Origin of the sequence: Serratia sp. CC22-02 (assembly GCF_900182895.1) — a bacterium.
Taxonomy (GTDB): domain Bacteria; phylum Pseudomonadota; class Gammaproteobacteria; order Enterobacterales; family Enterobacteriaceae; genus Serratia; species Serratia nevei.
In genome coordinates this window covers 318,223-334,036 of sequence record NZ_FXUD01000001.1, presented here as the reverse complement: position 1 = coordinate 334,036, position 15,814 = coordinate 318,223, and the positions used below count along the sequence as shown (strand labels likewise).

The 15,814-nt window shown below is 60.8% G+C and carries 17 protein-coding genes; 14 read left to right on the top strand and 3 right to left on the bottom strand.

Annotated features, from left to right (window positions below):
* Positions 1-146: 146 nt before the first annotated feature.
* From folE2 to QOL81_RS01485, 5 genes are all read left to right on the top strand, one after another.
* Positions 147-1,073, top strand: a complete 927-nt coding sequence (gene folE2 / locus QOL81_RS01505; protein WP_070915153.1) for a GTP cyclohydrolase FolE2 — start codon at positions 147-149, stop codon at positions 1,071-1,073.
* Positions 1,063-1,623, top strand: a complete 561-nt coding sequence (locus QOL81_RS01500) for an LbetaH domain-containing protein (protein ID WP_025303003.1) — start codon at positions 1,063-1,065, stop codon at positions 1,621-1,623. Before folE2 ends, QOL81_RS01500 begins: the two co-directional genes overlap by 11 nt.
* Before the next feature lie 10 nt (positions 1,624-1,633).
* Positions 1,634-2,821: a zinc metallochaperone GTPase ZigA gene (gene zigA, locus QOL81_RS01495; RefSeq protein ID WP_060418580.1), complete on the top strand. Its 1,188-nt coding sequence runs from the start codon at positions 1,634-1,636 to the stop codon at positions 2,819-2,821.
* Positions 2,822-3,207: 386 nt separating this feature from the next.
* A complete protein-coding gene (locus tag QOL81_RS01490) occupies positions 3,208-4,167 on the top strand; it encodes an SDR family NAD(P)-dependent oxidoreductase (RefSeq protein WP_080480337.1) in 960 nt (319 codons plus the stop codon).
* A 30-nt stretch (positions 4,168-4,197) separates the two neighbouring features.
* The gene (locus QOL81_RS01485; protein ID WP_060418584.1) at positions 4,198-5,328 is read left to right on the top strand and encodes an MFS transporter; all 1,131 of its coding nucleotides are present in this window, start codon (positions 4,198-4,200) and stop codon (positions 5,326-5,328) included.
* Between the two features lie 157 nt (positions 5,329-5,485).
* Here QOL81_RS01485 and pspF read toward each other — a convergent pair whose 3' ends face one another.
* A complete protein-coding gene (gene pspF, locus QOL81_RS01480) occupies positions 5,486-6,493 on the bottom strand; it encodes a phage shock protein operon transcriptional activator (protein WP_060419675.1) in 1,008 nt (335 codons plus the stop codon).
* 184 nt (positions 6,494-6,677) lie between these two features.
* Between pspF and pspA the strand changes: the two genes are divergently transcribed.
* The 7 genes from pspA to tyrR all read left to right on the top strand — a co-directional run bounded on the left by pspA (position 6,678) and on the right by tyrR (position 12,677).
* Entirely contained in the window at positions 6,678-7,343 is a 666-nt protein-coding gene (gene pspA / locus QOL81_RS01475) for a phage shock protein PspA (RefSeq protein WP_049270855.1), read from the top strand.
* 63 nt (positions 7,344-7,406) lie between these two features.
* Positions 7,407-7,634: an envelope stress response membrane protein PspB gene (pspB, locus tag QOL81_RS01470; RefSeq protein ID WP_039565931.1), complete on the top strand. Its 228-nt coding sequence runs from the start codon at positions 7,407-7,409 to the stop codon at positions 7,632-7,634.
* Positions 7,634-7,993 (top strand): envelope stress response membrane protein PspC, encoded by a 360-nt coding sequence (pspC, locus tag QOL81_RS01465; RefSeq protein WP_004930552.1) that lies wholly within the window; start codon positions 7,634-7,636, stop codon positions 7,991-7,993. Before pspB ends, pspC begins: the two co-directional genes overlap by 1 nt.
* Positions 7,994-8,089: 96 nt before the next feature.
* Positions 8,090-8,356 (top strand): phage shock protein PspD, encoded by a 267-nt coding sequence (pspD, locus tag QOL81_RS01460; protein ID WP_072035771.1) that lies wholly within the window; start codon positions 8,090-8,092, stop codon positions 8,354-8,356.
* The gene (locus QOL81_RS01455; protein WP_033632929.1) at positions 8,337-9,734 is read left to right on the top strand and encodes a YcjX family GTP-binding protein; all 1,398 of its coding nucleotides are present in this window, start codon (positions 8,337-8,339) and stop codon (positions 9,732-9,734) included. Before pspD ends, QOL81_RS01455 begins: the two co-directional genes overlap by 20 nt.
* Positions 9,731-10,792 (top strand): YcjF family protein, encoded by a 1,062-nt coding sequence (locus tag QOL81_RS01450; RefSeq protein WP_180547284.1) that lies wholly within the window; start codon positions 9,731-9,733, stop codon positions 10,790-10,792. The genes QOL81_RS01455 and QOL81_RS01450 overlap by 4 nt, the downstream gene beginning before the upstream one ends.
* Positions 10,793-11,105: 313 nt before the next feature.
* Positions 11,106-12,677 (top strand): transcriptional regulator TyrR, encoded by a 1,572-nt coding sequence (gene tyrR / locus QOL81_RS01445; protein ID WP_038880356.1) that lies wholly within the window; start codon positions 11,106-11,108, stop codon positions 12,675-12,677.
* 57 nt (positions 12,678-12,734) lie between these two features.
* On the opposite strand, the gene tpx is transcribed toward tyrR, so the two are convergent.
* Positions 12,735-13,238, bottom strand: a complete 504-nt coding sequence (gene tpx, locus QOL81_RS01440) for a thiol peroxidase (RefSeq protein ID WP_004930536.1) — start codon at positions 13,236-13,238, stop codon at positions 12,735-12,737.
* A gap of 225 nt (positions 13,239-13,463) precedes the next feature.
* Here tpx and ycjG point away from each other — a divergent pair, with 225 nt between their 5' ends.
* Entirely contained in the window at positions 13,464-14,438 is a 975-nt protein-coding gene (gene ycjG / locus QOL81_RS01435; protein ID WP_060418587.1) for an L-Ala-D/L-Glu epimerase, read from the top strand.
* 3 nt (positions 14,439-14,441) lie between these two features.
* Here ycjG and mpaA read toward each other — a convergent pair whose 3' ends face one another.
* Positions 14,442-15,149 (bottom strand): murein tripeptide amidase MpaA, encoded by a 708-nt coding sequence (mpaA, locus tag QOL81_RS01430; RefSeq protein WP_142109977.1) that lies wholly within the window; start codon positions 15,147-15,149, stop codon positions 14,442-14,444.
* A 205-nt stretch (positions 15,150-15,354) separates the two neighbouring features.
* Between mpaA and QOL81_RS01425 the strand changes: the two genes are divergently transcribed.
* Positions 15,355-15,705, top strand: coding sequence for a hypothetical protein (locus tag QOL81_RS01425; RefSeq protein ID WP_025302994.1), 351 nt, complete (start codon positions 15,355-15,357; stop codon positions 15,703-15,705).
* The last annotated feature ends 109 nt before the right edge of the window (positions 15,706-15,814 follow it).

Sequence of the window (15,814 nt, the reverse complement as noted above, 5' to 3'; positions counted from 1 at the left end):
AATCCATTGAGCAAAATCGCTGAGTTTTCTGCTACTTGATTAATCAGGTCGCCCAACGGCGTGAAAAAAATCTTATTTGATATGTTATAACATAACAAAATCATGATACCGTTCCCCGGCAAAGTCACAATAACGCAAGGGGATGTATGAACGAAGTTGCACTTCCACCACGCCGTTCGCTGCCGGACGCTCAGGCATGGCGCGGCGAAATGAGTGATGTCGGGCTCGATTGGGTCGGGATGCAAGGGATCGCACTGCCGCTGGAGCTGGCCGGCAAGCCACTGATGGCCAAAGTCGACGCCGGCATCAACCTGCGCGCCGAAGCGGCGGGCGAACGCGGTATTCACATGTCGCGCCTGTATCTGGCGCTGGATGAATTGACGCAGGGCGAGCTGACGCCGCAGCGCATCGGCCGAACGCTGCAGGCCTTTCTGGATTCGCAGCCGGAACACAGCGATCGCGCCAAACTGGCGATCGGCGGCGAGCTGCTGTTGTCTCGCCCGGCGTTGCTGTCGCCGCAGCGCGGCTGGAAGGCTTACCCGCTGCGCATCGAGGCGACCCTGACGAACACGCTGACGCTGGCGCTGACCGTCGGTGTGCCTTACTCCTCTACCTGCCCGAGTTCGGCGGCGCTCAGCCGTCAGTTGGCGCAGCAACAGTTTCAGTTTGATTTTGAACAGGTGGCGGAGCGGGTCAGCCAACGCCAGGTGAGCGAGTGGCTGTTGGAGCAGGGAATGCCGGCCACCCCTCACAGCCAGCGCAGCTGGGCCTGGGTCACCGTGACGCCCGAGAATGAACGGGCGTTCGAACCGGTGAAATTGATCGACCGCATCGAACACGCGCTGGGCACGCCGGTACAAACGCTGGTGAAACGCCGTGACGAGCAGGCCTTCGCGCTGGCCAACGGTCAGAACCTGATGTTTTGCGAAGATGCGGCGCGCCGTCTGTATCGCATGCTGCGCAGCCAGTGCGATTACCGCGCCTTCTCGCTGCGCGTCGAGCATCAGGAGAGCCTGCATGCCCACAATGCGGTGGCGGAGCTGAGCTGGCGGGGAGAAAATCATGCTGCGTAAAAATCCCAGCGGCCATCTGCCGCAGGTCTCGCCGCTGGCCTACATCGACCCCACCGCCATTATTTGCGGCCGGGTGATCGTCGAAGATTTCGTCTACGTCGGCCCTTATGCGGTGATCCGCGCCGACGAATTGAACGCCGCCGGCGACATGGAGCCGATCGTCATCGGCTCGCACTCCAATATTCAGGACGGCGTGGTGATCCACTCCAAGAGCGGGGCGGCGGTCACCATTGGCCGTTACAGCTCGATTGCCCACCGCGCCATCGTCCACGGTCCGTGTCGCATCGACGATCGGGTGTTTATCGGTTTCAACAGCGTGCTGTTCAACTGCCACATCCAGTCCGGCTGCGTGGTGCGTTACAACGCGGTGGTGGACGGCGTGACGCTGCCGGAAAACCGCTATATCCCCTCGACCGAGCGCGTAGGGCCGGACAGCGACCTGTCGCGCTATCGCCAGGTCGATCGCGGCGCGCTGCAGTTTTCGGAAGAAGTGGCCGCCACCAACGTCGAGCTGGTGCGCGGTTACCAGGCATTACGCAATGAATTTTAATGAGGCTCCCATGAAACAACTTCCCGTGACCGTGCTTTCCGGCTTTCTCGGCGCCGGCAAAACCACGGTGCTGAACCACATTCTGAACAACCGGCAGGGCATGCGCGTGGCGGTGATCGTCAACGATATGAGTGAGGTGAACATCGACGCCGCGCTGGTGGAAAATGCCGTGCATCTTGATCGCCAGGAAGAGAAGCTGGTGGAGATGAGCAACGGCTGCATTTGCTGCACGCTGCGCGAAGACCTGCTGGTATCGGTGCGTGAGCTGGCGCAGGACGGGCGTTTCGATTACCTGCTGATCGAATCGAGCGGCATCTCCGAGCCGCTGCCGGTGGCGGAAACCTTTACCTTTGAGGACGAAAAGGGCGAAAGCCTGTCGCAGTTCGCCCGGCTGGATACCCTGGTGACGGTGGTCGACGGGGTGAATTTCATCCAGCAGTACCAGCAGGCGCAAAGCCTGCAGGAGGCCGGCCAAAGCCTGGGCGAGGACGATCTGCGCAGCGTGGCGGATCTATTGATTGAGCAAATTGAGTTCTGCGACGTGATCCTGGTCAGCAAGACCGATCTGTTGACGCCAGCCCAGCAGGGCGAAGTGATGGCGCTGCTGGCCAGCCTGAACCCCGATGCCCGCATTGTGCCGATCGCGCCGGGCAAACTGCCGCTGGAGGCGGTGCTGAATACCGGCAGCTTCAGCTTTGAAAAGGCGCAGCAGGCGCCCGGCTGGCTGAAAGAGCTGCGCGGCGAACACGTGCCGGAAACGGAAAACTACGGCATCAGCAGCTTCGTCTACCAGGCGCGGCGGCCGTTTGCGCCGGACAAGTTTTACCGCGTGATCAACGGCGATTGGGGCGGCGGCAAGTTGCTGCGCTCGAAAGGCTTTTTCTGGCTGGCGACGCGGCCGCGGCAGGCCGGGCAGTGGAGCCAGGCAGGGGGCATCGCCCACTACGGCCTCGCGGGCACCTTTTGGCGCGCCATTCCGCAAGATAATTGGCCGCAGGATCCCGAAGCGCGGGCGCACATTCAGGAAAAATGGGTGGAGCCGTTCGGCGATATGCGCCAGGAACTGGTGTTTATCGGCCAGCATTTGCAGCAGGCGACGATCGTGCGTATGCTGGACGACTGCCTGCTGAGCGACGATGAAATGGCCGCCGGCGTGGGCTATTGGCTGGACATGGCAGACCCGTTCCCTGAGTGGTAATTGCGCAATCTTCGTGTGGTAATGAGAAAAATTCTCAACAAAGTGCTTTACAGACGATACTGATAACTATTATCATCGCCTGGCAGTTCACGGAAGGCCACAGTTTGCGGCTCTGATGTGGAAGGCACGACATTGCTCACATTGCTTCCAGTGTTTTTTAAGCCAGCTCGGGTGCTGGCTTTTTTTTTGCCTGTCTAAGACCGGAAACCTCGCTTGGCGAGCCGCCATGATCCACTTCTCTTCTCTTTGCGCCGCGTAACCTGGACGATCTCGACAGAAGTTCGGGGTTTCATGCATTCACAGTCACGTGACGGAATTTCATACTTCTTCTCATCGACGCGCTGGCTGCGTTTGGCCGGTCACTGTTAACCGTGAGGAGAATGCCTGTGATTACCCAACAAACCCCCATCAAGTCAGGATTTGGGCCCAAAACGACCGCCGGCGAGGTGCTCGCAGGCCTGGATCTGTCAGGCTCGCAGGCTATCGTCACCGGTGGTCATTCAGGTCTCGGTCTGGAGACGACGCTGGCGCTGGCCGGTGCCGGCGCACGTGTCATCGTTGCTTGCCGGGCACCGGCGGCAGCCAAAGAGGTGTTAGGACAGAGCGCCGGCGTCGAGATCGCCGAACTCGATCTCGCCGATTTGAACAGCGTGCGCCGCTTCGCCGCTGACTTTTCCGCATCGAGCCTACGGGCGGATATTGTCATCAACAACGCCGGAGTGATGGCATGCCCGCAGGCGCGGGTGGGGCAAGGTTGGGAAAGGCAGTTCGCCACCAACCACCTCGGCCACTATGCGCTGACCAACTTGCTGTGGCCGGCCATTGCCGATGGAGGGCGGGTGGTCACCGTCTCCTCCGCCGGGCATCACCATTCGGCGATCCGTTGGGAAGATGTGCAGTTCGAACGCGGTTACGACAAGTGGCTGGCGTACGGTCAGTCGAAGACGGCGAATGCCCTGTTCGCCGTCAGGTTGGATCTTCTGGGCCGCTCGCGGGGGATCCGCGCATTTAGCCTTCATCCTGGCAGTATTGCCACGCCGCTGCAGCGGCACATATCGAGAGCAGAGATGATAGCCCTGGGCTGGATGGACGAAGACGGCAATCCGGCCGATCCCGACGCTCTTAAAACGCCTCAGCAGGGGGCCGCTACTCAGGTGTGGGCCGCCACTTCACCGCAATTGCAAGGTTTGGGGGGCCTTTACTGCGAGGATGGTGATATTGCCGGCATCGCCCCGCACGACAGCCAGGCGCTGGTCGGCGTGAAGGAATACGCGATCGACCCGGAACAGGCGCAGCGTTTGTGGGCGCTTTCGGCATCGCTGACCGGCATTGATGCTTTCGCCTGACCAGGCCGCTAATCGGATAAGGGGGCGCCCATGATGTCGATGATGAAAGAAAAAAACTTGGCGATATCCAGCATGTTTTTCATGCTTGGGCTGTGTTTCGGTAGTTTGAGTTCAAGGATGGCGACGATCAAAGGAGGGCTTGCGTTGTCTGACGGCGTATTTGGCAGCGTACTGTTCGCCATGTCGGCCGGGGTGGTCTTGTCTCTGCCGATATCGGGATGGGCGATCGCCAAACTTGGCAGCAGGGTGGTCGGCGTCGCGGCCATACTGATCAACGCCATGCTTTTGCTTCTGGTGCCCTTCGCCGCGACGGTCCCTCAACTGGCGGCGTTGCTGTTTTTCTCCGGGTTCGCTTATAGCGCGGTCAATGTCTCGAACAATATGCAGGCCAGCATCGCCGAGGCGGTCAGCGGTAAAACCAGGTTGCCCTTCTTTCACGGCATATGGGGCGTGGCCGGGTTTGTCGGCGCAGGGATCGGGGCATTAATGATCGGCCGGGATGTCGCCTTGCCGCTGCACTTTGTGGGAATAGCGGCGGTGGCGTTGATGTCCGCCTTGCTGTGCCGGCGTGCGTTGTTCGACAAACCGGAGCTGGAACAGACCGGGCGTGCTTTTGCCATTCCTGACCGATCGTTGTTCAACTATGGCCTGATCGTTTTCTGTTCGATGGCTTGTGAGGGCATCATGTACGACTGGAGCGTCGTTTATTTTCAGGATGTCGTCTCGGTCGATCGAAAATACATCGGCCTGGGTTTTACGGTATTTATGGCGGCCATGACGATCGGTCGGCTCATGTTGAACCGGTTCGTTGATCGGATAGGAGTGAGAAGAACGTTACAGTGGGGCGGTATGCTGGCGTTCATCGGCATGACGCTAACGACCTGGTTACCGGGGTTGGTGACATCGATAATCGGTTTTTTCCTGGTTGGCCTGGGTATTTGCGCCATAATTCCGCTGGTTGCGGGGGCGGCTGCAAGGTCTTCTTCCATGGCACCAAGCGCCGCCATCGCGGCGGTGCTGACCATCGGCTTTCTGGGCACGCTAATCGGGCCGCCGTTAATCGGGTTCTTATCCGAAACTTTCGGTCTGCGTTATGCCTTTCTGGTCTGCGTCGCGTTGTCGCTCGGCGTCATTTACCGGGCAGGAAAAATACCGCAGTGATCTTGCAAGAAGGTGATTCATCGGCGGGACATCCCCGCGCAGTGAAGTGACCGTCGGGAAAGACCGACATCTCCAGGCGGCTGTTCTCAGGCCACATCTCTCAACCTGGGGTTAATAGCTGACGGCCGGGAAAGACCGGCACCCCATCTCCACGTTGTTATTCCTCGTCCGCTTCGCCGTTTTGTAGCAGCGCATGCTTTTTCAGCATGCCGCGCAGCTGGTGATAGGTGAGCCCCAGCAGCTGCGCCGCCTTGCGCTGATTGAAGCGCCCCTGCTGCAGCGCCGCTTCGATCAATGCCTTCTCCTGCTCGAGCTGCCAGTGTTTCAAATCCAGCGGCAGCGGCGGTAACGCGCCGGCGTCTTCAGGAACGGGCGCGACCGGCGTGGCCTCGCGTGGTGCAAACGGGTTGATGACGATGTCGTCCAGCGGGCTGTCGCTGTCGCCGTGGCGATAAACCGAGCGTTCCACCACGTTTTTCAGTTCGCGCACGTTGCCCGGCCAGCCATACTCGAGCAACGTTCGCCTGGCATGCTCGGTAAAGCCGGGAAACAGCGGCAGCGCCAGCTCGCGGCACATTTGAATGGCGAAATGCTCGGCCAACAGCATGATATCGGGCCGCCGTTGGCGCAGCGGCGGCAGCTGCACCACGTCGAACGCCAGCCGATCCAGCAGATCGGCGCGGAACTTGCCCGCCGCCGCCAGCGCCGGCAGATCGTCGTTGGTGGCGCACACCAGGCGCACATCCACCCGCAGCGGCTGGCTGCCGCCCACGCGCTCCAGCTGGCCGTATTCGATCACCCGCAGCAATTTCTCCTGCACCAGCATCGGCGCGGTCGCCAGCTCATCGAGAAACAGCGTGCCGCCGTCGGCGCGCTCGAAGCGCCCCAGATGGCGCTTTTGCGCGCCGGTAAACGCGCCGGCCTCATGGCCGAACAGCTCGGAATCCAGCAGGTTTTCATTCAGCGCCGCGCAGTTAAGCGAGATGAAGGGCCCTTGCCAGCGGTTGGAGAGGTAGTGCAGACGGTGAGCGATCAGCTCCTTGCCGGTGCCGCGCTCGCCGATCACAAGCACCGGCTTGTTCAGCTTGGCGACCTGGGAGACTTGCTCCAAGACTTCGACAAAGGCGTTTGCCTCGCCCAACAAATTCTCTGGCTGTTCGTTCATGATGAAATTCGCCAATATTTGGTGAAAATAATCACTCTACAGCAAGCGCGCAGAGAGTCAAAAAATAATATTCGTTATTTTTCAATTATATAAAAGTTGGCACGGGTTTTGATTATATCTTTGGGCAAGCTGTACGACTTAACGCGGCGCTTCAGACGCCATCAGAACCAAGAGGAAGTGAATTATGGGTATTTTTTCTCGTTTTGCCGACATCGTGAACGCCAACATCAACACCCTGCTGGACAAGGCGGAAGATCCGCAGAAGCTGGTGCGGTTGATGATCCAAGAGATGGAAGACACGCTGGTTGAAGTTCGCTCTACGTCGGCGCGCGCGCTGGCGGAGAAAAAGCAGCTGCTGCGTCGCATCGAGCAGGGTGAAAACCAGATAAGCGACTGGCAGGAAAAAGCCGAACTGGCGCTGCGCAAAGATAAAGAAGATCTGGCCCGTGCGGCGCTGATCGAAAAACAAAAGGTGGCCGATCTGATCGCCACGCTGACGCAGGAAGTGGCTACAGTAGAAGAAACGCTGGCGCGCATGAAGAGCGAAATCGGCGAGCTGGAAAACAAGCTGACCGAAACCCGCGCGCGGCAGCAGGCGCTGGCGCTGCGTCATCAGGCCGCGTCTTCTTCCCGTGACGTGCGCCGCCAGCTCGACAGCGGCAAGCTGGATGAGGCGATGGCGCGTTTCGAACAGTTCGAGCGCCGTATCGACCACATGGAAGCCGAGGCGGAAAGCATCAGCATCGGTAAAAAGAAGTCGCTGGACCAAGAGTTTGCCGAACTGAAGGCCGACGACGCCATCAGTGAGCAACTGGCGGCGCTGAAAGCCAAAATGAACCGCTCAGAGTAAGGCGAACCGCGGCCACACGCCGGAGGTGGCCGCCTATCCAGGACCCGATAAGAAGGAATAACAATGAGTGCTTTATTACTTGCCATTCCGCTGACAATTTTCGTGCTGTTTGTCGCGCCGATTTGGCTTTGGCTGCATTACAGCAATCGGCAACAGACCGGCATCCAGCTGAGTCAGCAAGAAATGCAGCGCCTGGCGCAGCTGGCGGAAGACGCCAAACGCATGCGTGAACGCATTCAGGCGTTGGAAGAGATCCTCGATACGGAACACCCGAACTGGAGACAGTCCTGATGAGCACGACGCTGGGCAGTAAAAAGCTTTATCGCGTTCCCGAAGAAGGCATGGTGAAAGGCGTCTGCGCCGGTTTGGCCCACTATTTCGACGTGCCGGTGCGCCTGATCCGCGTGATGGTGGTGCTGTCGCTGTTCTTCGGGCTGTTCTTCTTCACGCTGGTGGCCTATATCGCGCTGGTGTTCGTGTTGGATGAAGCGCCGGCCAGCCGTTTCGAAGGCGAGCATCAGAAGACGCCGCGCCAGCTGCTCGATCAGCTGGAGTATGAGCTGGGCAGCGGCGAGCAGCAGCTGCGTCAGGTCGAGCGCTACGTGACGTCCGATACCTTCGGCGTACAGAGCCGTTTCCGCAAGCTGTAACCCTTCTTGCGATACCCGGCCTGCACAGGCCGGGTATCTTCGCCGCCGTTATCCCGTGAATGTAACCTTAATCGTCTTGTGCCGGAGGGCATTGTCATGAATAAAATCGATGTCGCGAACACCGCCAAAACGGGTGGATTTAAACGAGGAGCGGCGGCAATGTTGAAGACATTGGCTAAAGTCATCATCATAGCGTTATTGAACTATGGCCCGGCGGGCGCCGCCGGCTGGCTGTTGAAGACCGTCGGCCGCAAACCGGTGCGCTTCGTGCTGGCGCTGGTGCTGGAACCGCTGTTCCGTAAAGGCCTGAACAAGGCATTCGGGCGTTACGTCAAGGAGAGCAATGAAACGACTGCAAAATGAGTTAACCTCGCTGGTCAACCGCGGAATGGATCGCCATCTGCGCCTGGCGGTGACCGGCCTGAGCCGCAGCGGCAAAACCGCCTTTATCACCGCCTTCGTCAACCAACTGTTGCATGTGCACAGCGGCGCGCGCATGCCGCTGTTTTCACCGGTGCGTGAAGAGCGCCTGCTGGGCGTCAAACGCATCCCGCAGCGCGATCTCGGCATCCAGCGTTTCACCTATGACGAAGGGCTGGCGCAGCTGTACGGCACGCCGCCGGCCTGGCCGACGCCGACGCGCGGCGTCAGCGAAATTCGTCTGGCGCTGCGTTACCGCTCCAACGACTCGCTGCTGCGCCACTTTAAAGACACCTCCACGCTGTACCTGGAGATCGTCGATTATCCCGGCGAATGGTTGCTGGATCTGCCGATGCTCGAGCAGGACTACCTGGCCTGGTCGCGCCAGATGACCGGGCTGCTGCAGGGCGAACGCGCCGAATGGGCCAAGCCCTGGCTTGAGCTGTGCAAGGCCTGCGATCCGCTGGCCCCGGCCGATGAAAACCGCCTGGCGGCGATCGCTCAGGCCTACACCGATTACCTGCTACGCTGCAAAAGCGAAGGGCTGCACTTCATTCAACCGGGGCGTTTCGTGCTGCCGGGCGATATGGCCGGCGCGCCGGCGCTGCAGTTTTTCCCATGGCCCGATGTGGCCGCGATCGGCGAATCGAAGCTGGCGCAGGCCGACAAACACACCAACATCGGCATGTTGCGCGCTCGCTTCAACTACTACTGCCAGTCGATCGTCAAAAACTTCTACAAAGAACACTTCGTCCGTTTCGATCGGCAAATCGTGCTGGTCGACTGCCTGCAGCCGCTCAACAGCGGCCCGCAGGCGTTCAACGACATGCGTCTGGCGTTGACCCAACTGATGCAGAGCTTCCATTACGGCAAGCGCACGCTGTTTCGCCGCTTGTTCTCGCCGACCATCGACAAACTGATGTTCGCCGCCACCAAGGCGGACCATATCACCGCCGATCAGCACGCCAATCTGGTGTCGCTGCTGCAACAGCTGGTGCAAGAGGCGTGGCAGAACGCGGCGTTCGAGGGCATCAGCATGGATTGCGTCGGCCTGGCCTCGGTGCAGGCGACCGAGAGCGGCATCGTCGATCATCAGGGGCAACGCATTCCGGCGCTGAAGGGCAACCGCCTGAGCGACGGCGCGCCGCTGACGGTGTTCCCCGGCGAAGTGCCCGCCCGCCTGCCGGGGCCGGCGTTCTGGCAGAGCCAGGGGTTCCACTTCGATGAGTTCCGTCCGCGCGCCATGAGCGTGGACACCCCGTTGCCGCACATTCGTCTGGATGCGGTGATGGAGTTTTTATTGGGAGACAAATTGCGATGAGCGAGCCGATCAAACCGCGTATCGATTTTGACGAGCCGCTGCAGCCGCCGCAGGAGCCGGCGTTGCGCGCCGGCGTCGCTTTCGATGCCGAACAGGCAGAAAGCTTTTTCCCGGCGGCGCCGGAGCTGCAGCAGGAAGAGGAAGAAGGGCGCGCCGAAGGCATCATCAATGCCGCGCTGAAACCTAAACGCAGCCTGTGGCGCAAAATGGTCACCGCCGGCCTGGCGCTGTTCGGCGTCAGCGTGGTGGCGCAGGGCGTGCAGTGGGTGCATACCGCCTGGGTGCAGCAGGACTGGATCGCCATGGGCGGCGGCGTGGCCGGCGGCCTTATCGTGTTCGCCGGCGTCGGTTCGGTGGTCACCGAGTGGCGGCGTTTGTATCGGCTGCGCCAGCGCGCGGAAGAGCGCGACGTGGCGCGCGAGCTGTTGCATAGCCACGGGCTGGGGCAAGGGCGCGAATTCTGCGAGAAGCTGGCGCGTCAGGCCGGGCTGGATCAGGGGCATCCGGCGCTACAGCGCTGGCAGGCGTCGCTGCATGAAACGCAGAACGATCGTGAAGTGGTGGAGCTGTACGCCAAACTGGTGCAGCCGGTGCTCGATAACCAGGCGCGGCGCGAAATCAGCCGCTCCGCCGCCGAGTCGACGCTGATGATCGCCGTCAGCCCGTTGGCGCTGGTGGATATGGCGTTTATCGCCTGGCGCAACATCCGTTTGATCAACCGCATCGCCGCGCTGTACGGCATCGAGCTGGGCTACTTCAGCCGCATTCGTCTGTTCCGGCTGGTGGTGTTGAACATCGCTTTCGCCGGCGCTTCCGAGCTGGTGCGCGAAGTGGGCATGGACTGGATGTCGCAGGATCTGGCGGCGCGGCTGTCGGCGCGCGCGGCGCAGGGCATCGGCGCCGGGTTGTTGACCGCACGGCTGGGCATCAAGGCGATGGAACTGTGCCGCCCGCTGCCGTGGCTGGAAGGGGAAAAGCCGAAGCTTGGCGATTTCCGCAGCCAGCTGATCGGCCAGTTGAAAGACACGCTGAAAAAGAGCGACGGCAAGGCCAAATGACCCCACGACGGCGCTCTCAGGAGCGCCGTTTTCTCAACGGCGCCGACGCCGAACGTAATCGAGACTTGACGACAGTCGATCCCCCTGTGAGTGCATGATAAATCTCTGCAAAATTAATTCTGGTTGTGATAACTCTCTGTTTGTAGGCTAAAATGACGCCGATGCTGTTATCCGCTTGCGTTTAAAATCAGCAGCCACGGCAATAAATCAGAGTTCTGTCAACTTTTGCTGACAGATCGCTTCTACCGCCCGGTGCGAGGGAGTATCATCATTGTCAACGATCCCCGCACCTGCAGAGATAAGGCCAACACTGATGCGTTTGGAAGTATTTTGCGAAGACCGCCTCGGTCTCACTCGAGAATTACTCGATCTTTTGGTATCGCGCAGCATTGACTTACGTGGCATCGAGATCGATCCCATCGGCCGCATTTACCTCAATTTCTCCCAGCTGGATTTCGATACTTTCCGCGCGCTGATGGCGGAGATCCGCCGCATCGCCGGCGTGACCGACGTGCGCACCGTCAGCTTTATGCCTTCCGAACGCGAGCATCGCGCGCTGCGTGCGCTGCTGGAATCGATGCCGGAACCGGTGTTCTCTATCGATATGAAGGGCAAGGTCGAGCTGGCCAACCCGGCGGCGCAGGCGCTGTTCAGCCTGAACGAAGACAAGATCCGCAACCAGACCGCCGGAGCGCTGATCGGCGGCTATAACTTCAGCCGCTGGCTGGAGAGCGAGCATACGGCGCCGCACTCCGAGCGGGTGGTGATTCGCAGCCAGGACTTCCTGATGGACATCACGCCCATCTATCTGGAAGACGAACAGCAGCAGCCGGCCGCGGTCGGCGCGGTGGTGATGCTGAAGTCCACCGCGCGCATGGGCCGCCAGCTGCAAAATCTCTCGGTGAACGACGATACCGAATTCGACCACATCGTCGCGGTAAGCGCCAAGATGCGCCACGTGCTGGAGCAGGCGCGCAAGTTGGCGATGCTCGATGCGCCGCTCCTGATCGTCGGCGATACCGGTACCGGCAAGGATATTTTGGCCCGCGCCTGCCATTTGCGCAGCCCGCGCGGCAAACAGCCGTTCCTGGCGCTGAACTGCGCTGCACTGCCGGATGACGTGGTGGAGAGCGAGCTGTTCGGCCATGCGCCGGGCGCTTATCCCAACGCGCTGGAAGGCAAGAAAGGCTTCTTCGAGCAGGCCAACGGCGGTTCGGTGCTGCTGGATGAGATCGGCGAAATGTCGCCGCGCATGCAGACCAAACTGCTGCGTTTCCTCAACGACGGCACCTTCCGTCGCGTTGGCGAAGAGCATGAGGTGCACGTCGACGTGCGCGTGATCTGCGCCACCCAGAAAAACCTCACCGAGCTGGTGCAGCGCGGTGAATTCCGCGAAGACCTCTATTACCGCCTCAACGTGCTGACCATCACCATCCCGCCGCTGCGCGAGCGTCCGCAGGACATCATGCCGCTGACTGAGCTGTTCGTGGCGCGCTTCGCCGATGAGCAGGGTGTGGCGCGGCCCAAGCTGGCGAGCGATCTGGGCGGCTTCCTCAGCAAGTACGGCTGGCCGGGCAACGTGCGCCAGCTGAAAAACGCCATCTACCGCGCGCTGACGCAAACCGAAGGCTATGAGCTGCGGCCGCAGGATATCGTGTTGCCGGAGTTCGAGGTGGAGATGTCGCTGGGCGACGAGGTGCTGGACGGCTCGCTGGACGACATCAGCAAGCGTTTCGAGCGCTCGGTGCTGACGCGCCTGTATCGCACCTATCCCAGCACCCGCAAGCTGGCGAAGCGCCTGGGCGTTTCTCATACCGCCATCGCCAACAAGCTGCGCGAGTATGGCCTGAGCAGCCGTAAAGGCGGCGCCGAGGGCGAGGAATAAGAAAGGCGCCTTGCGGCGCCTTTAACGGGTTTCCAAAGCCGGCGTTCGCCGGCTTTGTTATTTCAGCGCAGCCAGCGCTGCGTCGTAGTCCGGCTCGGTGGTGATTTCGTTCACCAGCTCGCTGTACAGCACGTTGTCCTGGCCATCCAGCACCACGACCGCACGCGCGGTCAGGCCTGCCAACGGGCCTTCGGCGATTTCGACGCCGTACGCCTGCTTGAACTCGGCGCCGCGCAGGGTGGATAGGGTGACCACGTTGCTCAGGCCTTCCGCACCGCAGAAGCGAGACTGCGCGAACGGCAGATCGGCGGAGATGCACAGCACCACGGTGTTATCCAGGCCGCTGGCCAGCTGGTTGAATTTACGCACCGAAGTCGCGCAGACGCCGGTATCGATGCTTGGGAAGATGTTCAGGACTTTGCGTTTACCCGCGAAGCTGCTCAGCGCTACGTCTGACAGGTCTTTGGCAACCAGTGAGAAGGCCTTGGCCTGTTCGCCCTGCTGTGGCAGTTTGCCCGCTACGCTGACCGGATTGCCTTGAAAATGTACTGTCTGAGTCATTGCTAGATTCCTTTTACAGGTGTTTATACAAAGGGTATGAACCTGATGAAACGGCGCACCGGCAACGGCATTTAACATCAGGTTCACACCCTGGCGCCAGTTTATGACAACCGGGGCGGATTGGATATCAAAGTTTGCTAAATAGTTGTATATATTAGGCTGTTCTATAAAACATCACCGGCGCATCAGCCTGGCTGAATGCGCAGTTTTCGCTCAGGAGCCGTTATGAGAGACATGCGTTTTTACCCGGAAGCCTGGCCGCTGCATACCGCCTTCGTGATTGCGCGCGGCAGCCGCACCGAAGCCCGGGTGGTGGTGGTCGAAATCGAACAGCAGGACGTGCGCGGCATCGGTGAGTGCACGCCGTACCCGCGCTACGGCGAAAGCGAAGAGTCGGTGATGGCGCAGCTGGCGGAGATGGCGCCGGCGATCGCACAAGGCATGACCCGCGAACAGCTGCGGGTGCAGATGCCGGCGGGCGCCGCCCGCAACGCGCTGGATTCGGCGCTGTGGGATCTCGAGTGCCGCCTGCACGGGCAGAGCCTGTGGCATCTCAGCGGCGTGACGGCCCCGGCGCATATCCGTATGGCGCAGACCGTCAGCATCGGTACGCCGGAAGCGATGGCCTTCGCCGCGCGTGAACTGGAGCAGCAGGGCGCTACGCTGCTGAAGATCAAACTCGACGATCACTATATCAGCGAACGATTGGTCGCGATCCGCGCCGCGGTACCCCAGGCGACGCTGATCGTCGACGCTAATGAATCCTGGCAGGCGGAAGGGTTGGCGGCGCGCTGCCAGCTGCTGGCCGATCTCGGCGTGGCGATGCTGGAGCAGCCGCTGCCGGCCGGTGACGACGCCGCGCTGGAGCACTTTATTCATCCGCTGCCGATCTGCGCCGATGAAAGCTGCCACACCCGCGCCGATCTACCTCGGCTGGCGCAGCGCTATCAGATGGTCAACATCAAACTGGACAAAACCGGCGGCTTGACCGAGGCATTGGCGCTGGCGCAGGCCGCGCGCGAACAAGGGTTCGCCATCATGCTCGGCTGCATGTTGTGTACGTCGCGGGCGATATCCGCCGCCTTGCCGCTGGCGCCGGCGGCGCGCTTCGTCGATCTGGACGGCCCGACCTGGCTGGCGCGGGACGTCGAACCGGGCCTGGCGTTCGAATGCGGGGCGATCGTCGATATCGCCCCGTAGGGATTAATTCGGGTAGGTCAGCAGCTCGGTCATCGCGTCGATGTAGCGCTCGCTGGCGTCATCGGCGGAGATCGGCGGGAATTCGGCGGTGATGCACGGCAGAGACAGATCCGCGCACCAGCTGCCGAACGAACCGGGCGTTTCATAACCGACGCTGGTCACCAGCGGTAGCTCGAACTTGTGCGCCAGCCAAACGCCAAGCCGCGAGCTGGCGGGATCTTCGATGCAGGCCAACGGCTCATGGAACGACACCACCCAGTGCGGCTTCAGGCGATGGATCAGGTGACACAGCGCCTGAGTTTCCGGTTCGGAACCGGGGCGCCCGCCGGTGGAGAGCTTGACGTCGCGCACTGGCGCCGCGCTGTTCCAGCGGTAGACGGTGTCGCCGGAGCGCCAGTTGGCGGCCGGGAAATTGCGGTTCAGATCGACGCCGTTGGCATTGGCGCGCAGCCCCAGCTGGCAGCCGTCGGGGTTGACCGCCAGCACCACGTGGTGCCGCAGCCGCTCGGGGGCGATGCTGCGCAGCGCGCAGGACAGGGTCACGATGGCGGCGCTCTCATCGCCGTGGGTGCCGGCGATGATAAGCCCGGTCTCCGGGCCGCTGACCGCCGCCGGGAAATAGAGCAGCGGCGCGCCCAGCAGCGAGCTGCCGTAGTTCTCTCCTGCGACGGCCAACTGGCCACGTTCACTGCGCGGTCGATGTTCGGTCATGGTGTAGTCCCTGAGTAAAAGGCCGGAGTCATTGTCATTTTATTCAGTGTATTACGCTTTGAGGCATCTTTCCCATCGCAATTGTGCGGCGTTTGCGCGATCTGTGACGCGGCGGCGGCGAAAACGCCAATTAAACCGCACCTGGCCTGACGCTGTTGTTATACTAACGGCAGTGCTAAGCCAATCACCCGCAAGAGGATTTAACATGCCAGTAGCCAGAATCATCGCCAGCTATAGCGAAAATGAAAATGACACCATCACGCTGCTGTGCGGCGTGGACGCTGAAAACCAGATCCGTCAGGGGGAGTGGTTCGGCGTGGTGAAAAACGACGACGGGCGCGGGGACGAATCGAATTATCCGTTCACCCTGCATATCGATTACCAGAAAGATGTCTTCTACCTTGATTACGGCTACGACGACGCCGACGCGCGCCAGCTGCAAAAAACCGATATTTCGGCCCGTCCGCTGGCCGAGAAAGGCTTTTTCACCGTGTTCGATGAAGAAGAAGGCGAAGAGTTCAGCTACCGCATCAACAGCATCCACCTGTACGACTGACGGTCGCTGCTGCAAACACCGCCCGTGCCGCCCTGCGCCGCACGGGTTTTTTATCGCCTGAATCGCACTTTTTGCAACTTCTCGGCCGTGAGCGCTAGGCCGGACGGAT

Excerpts from the sequence above, each read along its gene's own strand:
- QOL81_RS01455 (WP_033632929.1), top strand. The coding sequence starts at position 8,337 with ATGAAACGACTGCAAAATGAGTTAACCTCGCTGGTCAACCGCGGAATG.
- tpx (WP_004930536.1), bottom strand. The coding sequence starts at position 13,238 with ATGACTCAGACAGTACATTTTCAAGGCAATCCGGTCAGCGTAGCGGGC.
- pspF (WP_060419675.1), bottom strand. The coding sequence starts at position 6,493 with ATGAACGAACAGCCAGAGAATTTGTTGGGCGAGGCAAACGCCTTTGTC.
- QOL81_RS01485 (WP_060418584.1), top strand. The coding sequence starts at position 4,198 with ATGATGTCGATGATGAAAGAAAAAAACTTGGCGATATCCAGCATGTTT.
- zigA (WP_060418580.1), top strand. The coding sequence starts at position 1,634 with ATGAAACAACTTCCCGTGACCGTGCTTTCCGGCTTTCTCGGCGCCGGC.
- mpaA (WP_142109977.1), bottom strand. The coding sequence starts at position 15,149 with ATGACCGAACATCGACCGCGCAGTGAACGTGGCCAGTTGGCCGTCGCA.
- pspB (WP_039565931.1), top strand. The coding sequence starts at position 7,407 with ATGAGTGCTTTATTACTTGCCATTCCGCTGACAATTTTCGTGCTGTTT.
- pspA (WP_049270855.1), top strand. The coding sequence starts at position 6,678 with ATGGGTATTTTTTCTCGTTTTGCCGACATCGTGAACGCCAACATCAAC.
- pspD (WP_072035771.1), top strand. The coding sequence starts at position 8,090 with ATGAATAAAATCGATGTCGCGAACACCGCCAAAACGGGTGGATTTAAA.
- folE2 (WP_070915153.1), top strand. The coding sequence starts at position 147 with ATGAACGAAGTTGCACTTCCACCACGCCGTTCGCTGCCGGACGCTCAG.
- QOL81_RS01500 (WP_025303003.1), top strand. The coding sequence starts at position 1,063 with ATGCTGCGTAAAAATCCCAGCGGCCATCTGCCGCAGGTCTCGCCGCTG.
- QOL81_RS01425 (WP_025302994.1), top strand. The coding sequence starts at position 15,355 with ATGCCAGTAGCCAGAATCATCGCCAGCTATAGCGAAAATGAAAATGAC.
- pspC (WP_004930552.1), top strand. The coding sequence starts at position 7,634 with ATGAGCACGACGCTGGGCAGTAAAAAGCTTTATCGCGTTCCCGAAGAA.
- ycjG (WP_060418587.1), top strand. The coding sequence starts at position 13,464 with ATGAGAGACATGCGTTTTTACCCGGAAGCCTGGCCGCTGCATACCGCC.
- QOL81_RS01450 (WP_180547284.1), top strand. The coding sequence starts at position 9,731 with ATGAGCGAGCCGATCAAACCGCGTATCGATTTTGACGAGCCGCTGCAG.
- tyrR (WP_038880356.1), top strand. The coding sequence starts at position 11,106 with ATGCGTTTGGAAGTATTTTGCGAAGACCGCCTCGGTCTCACTCGAGAA.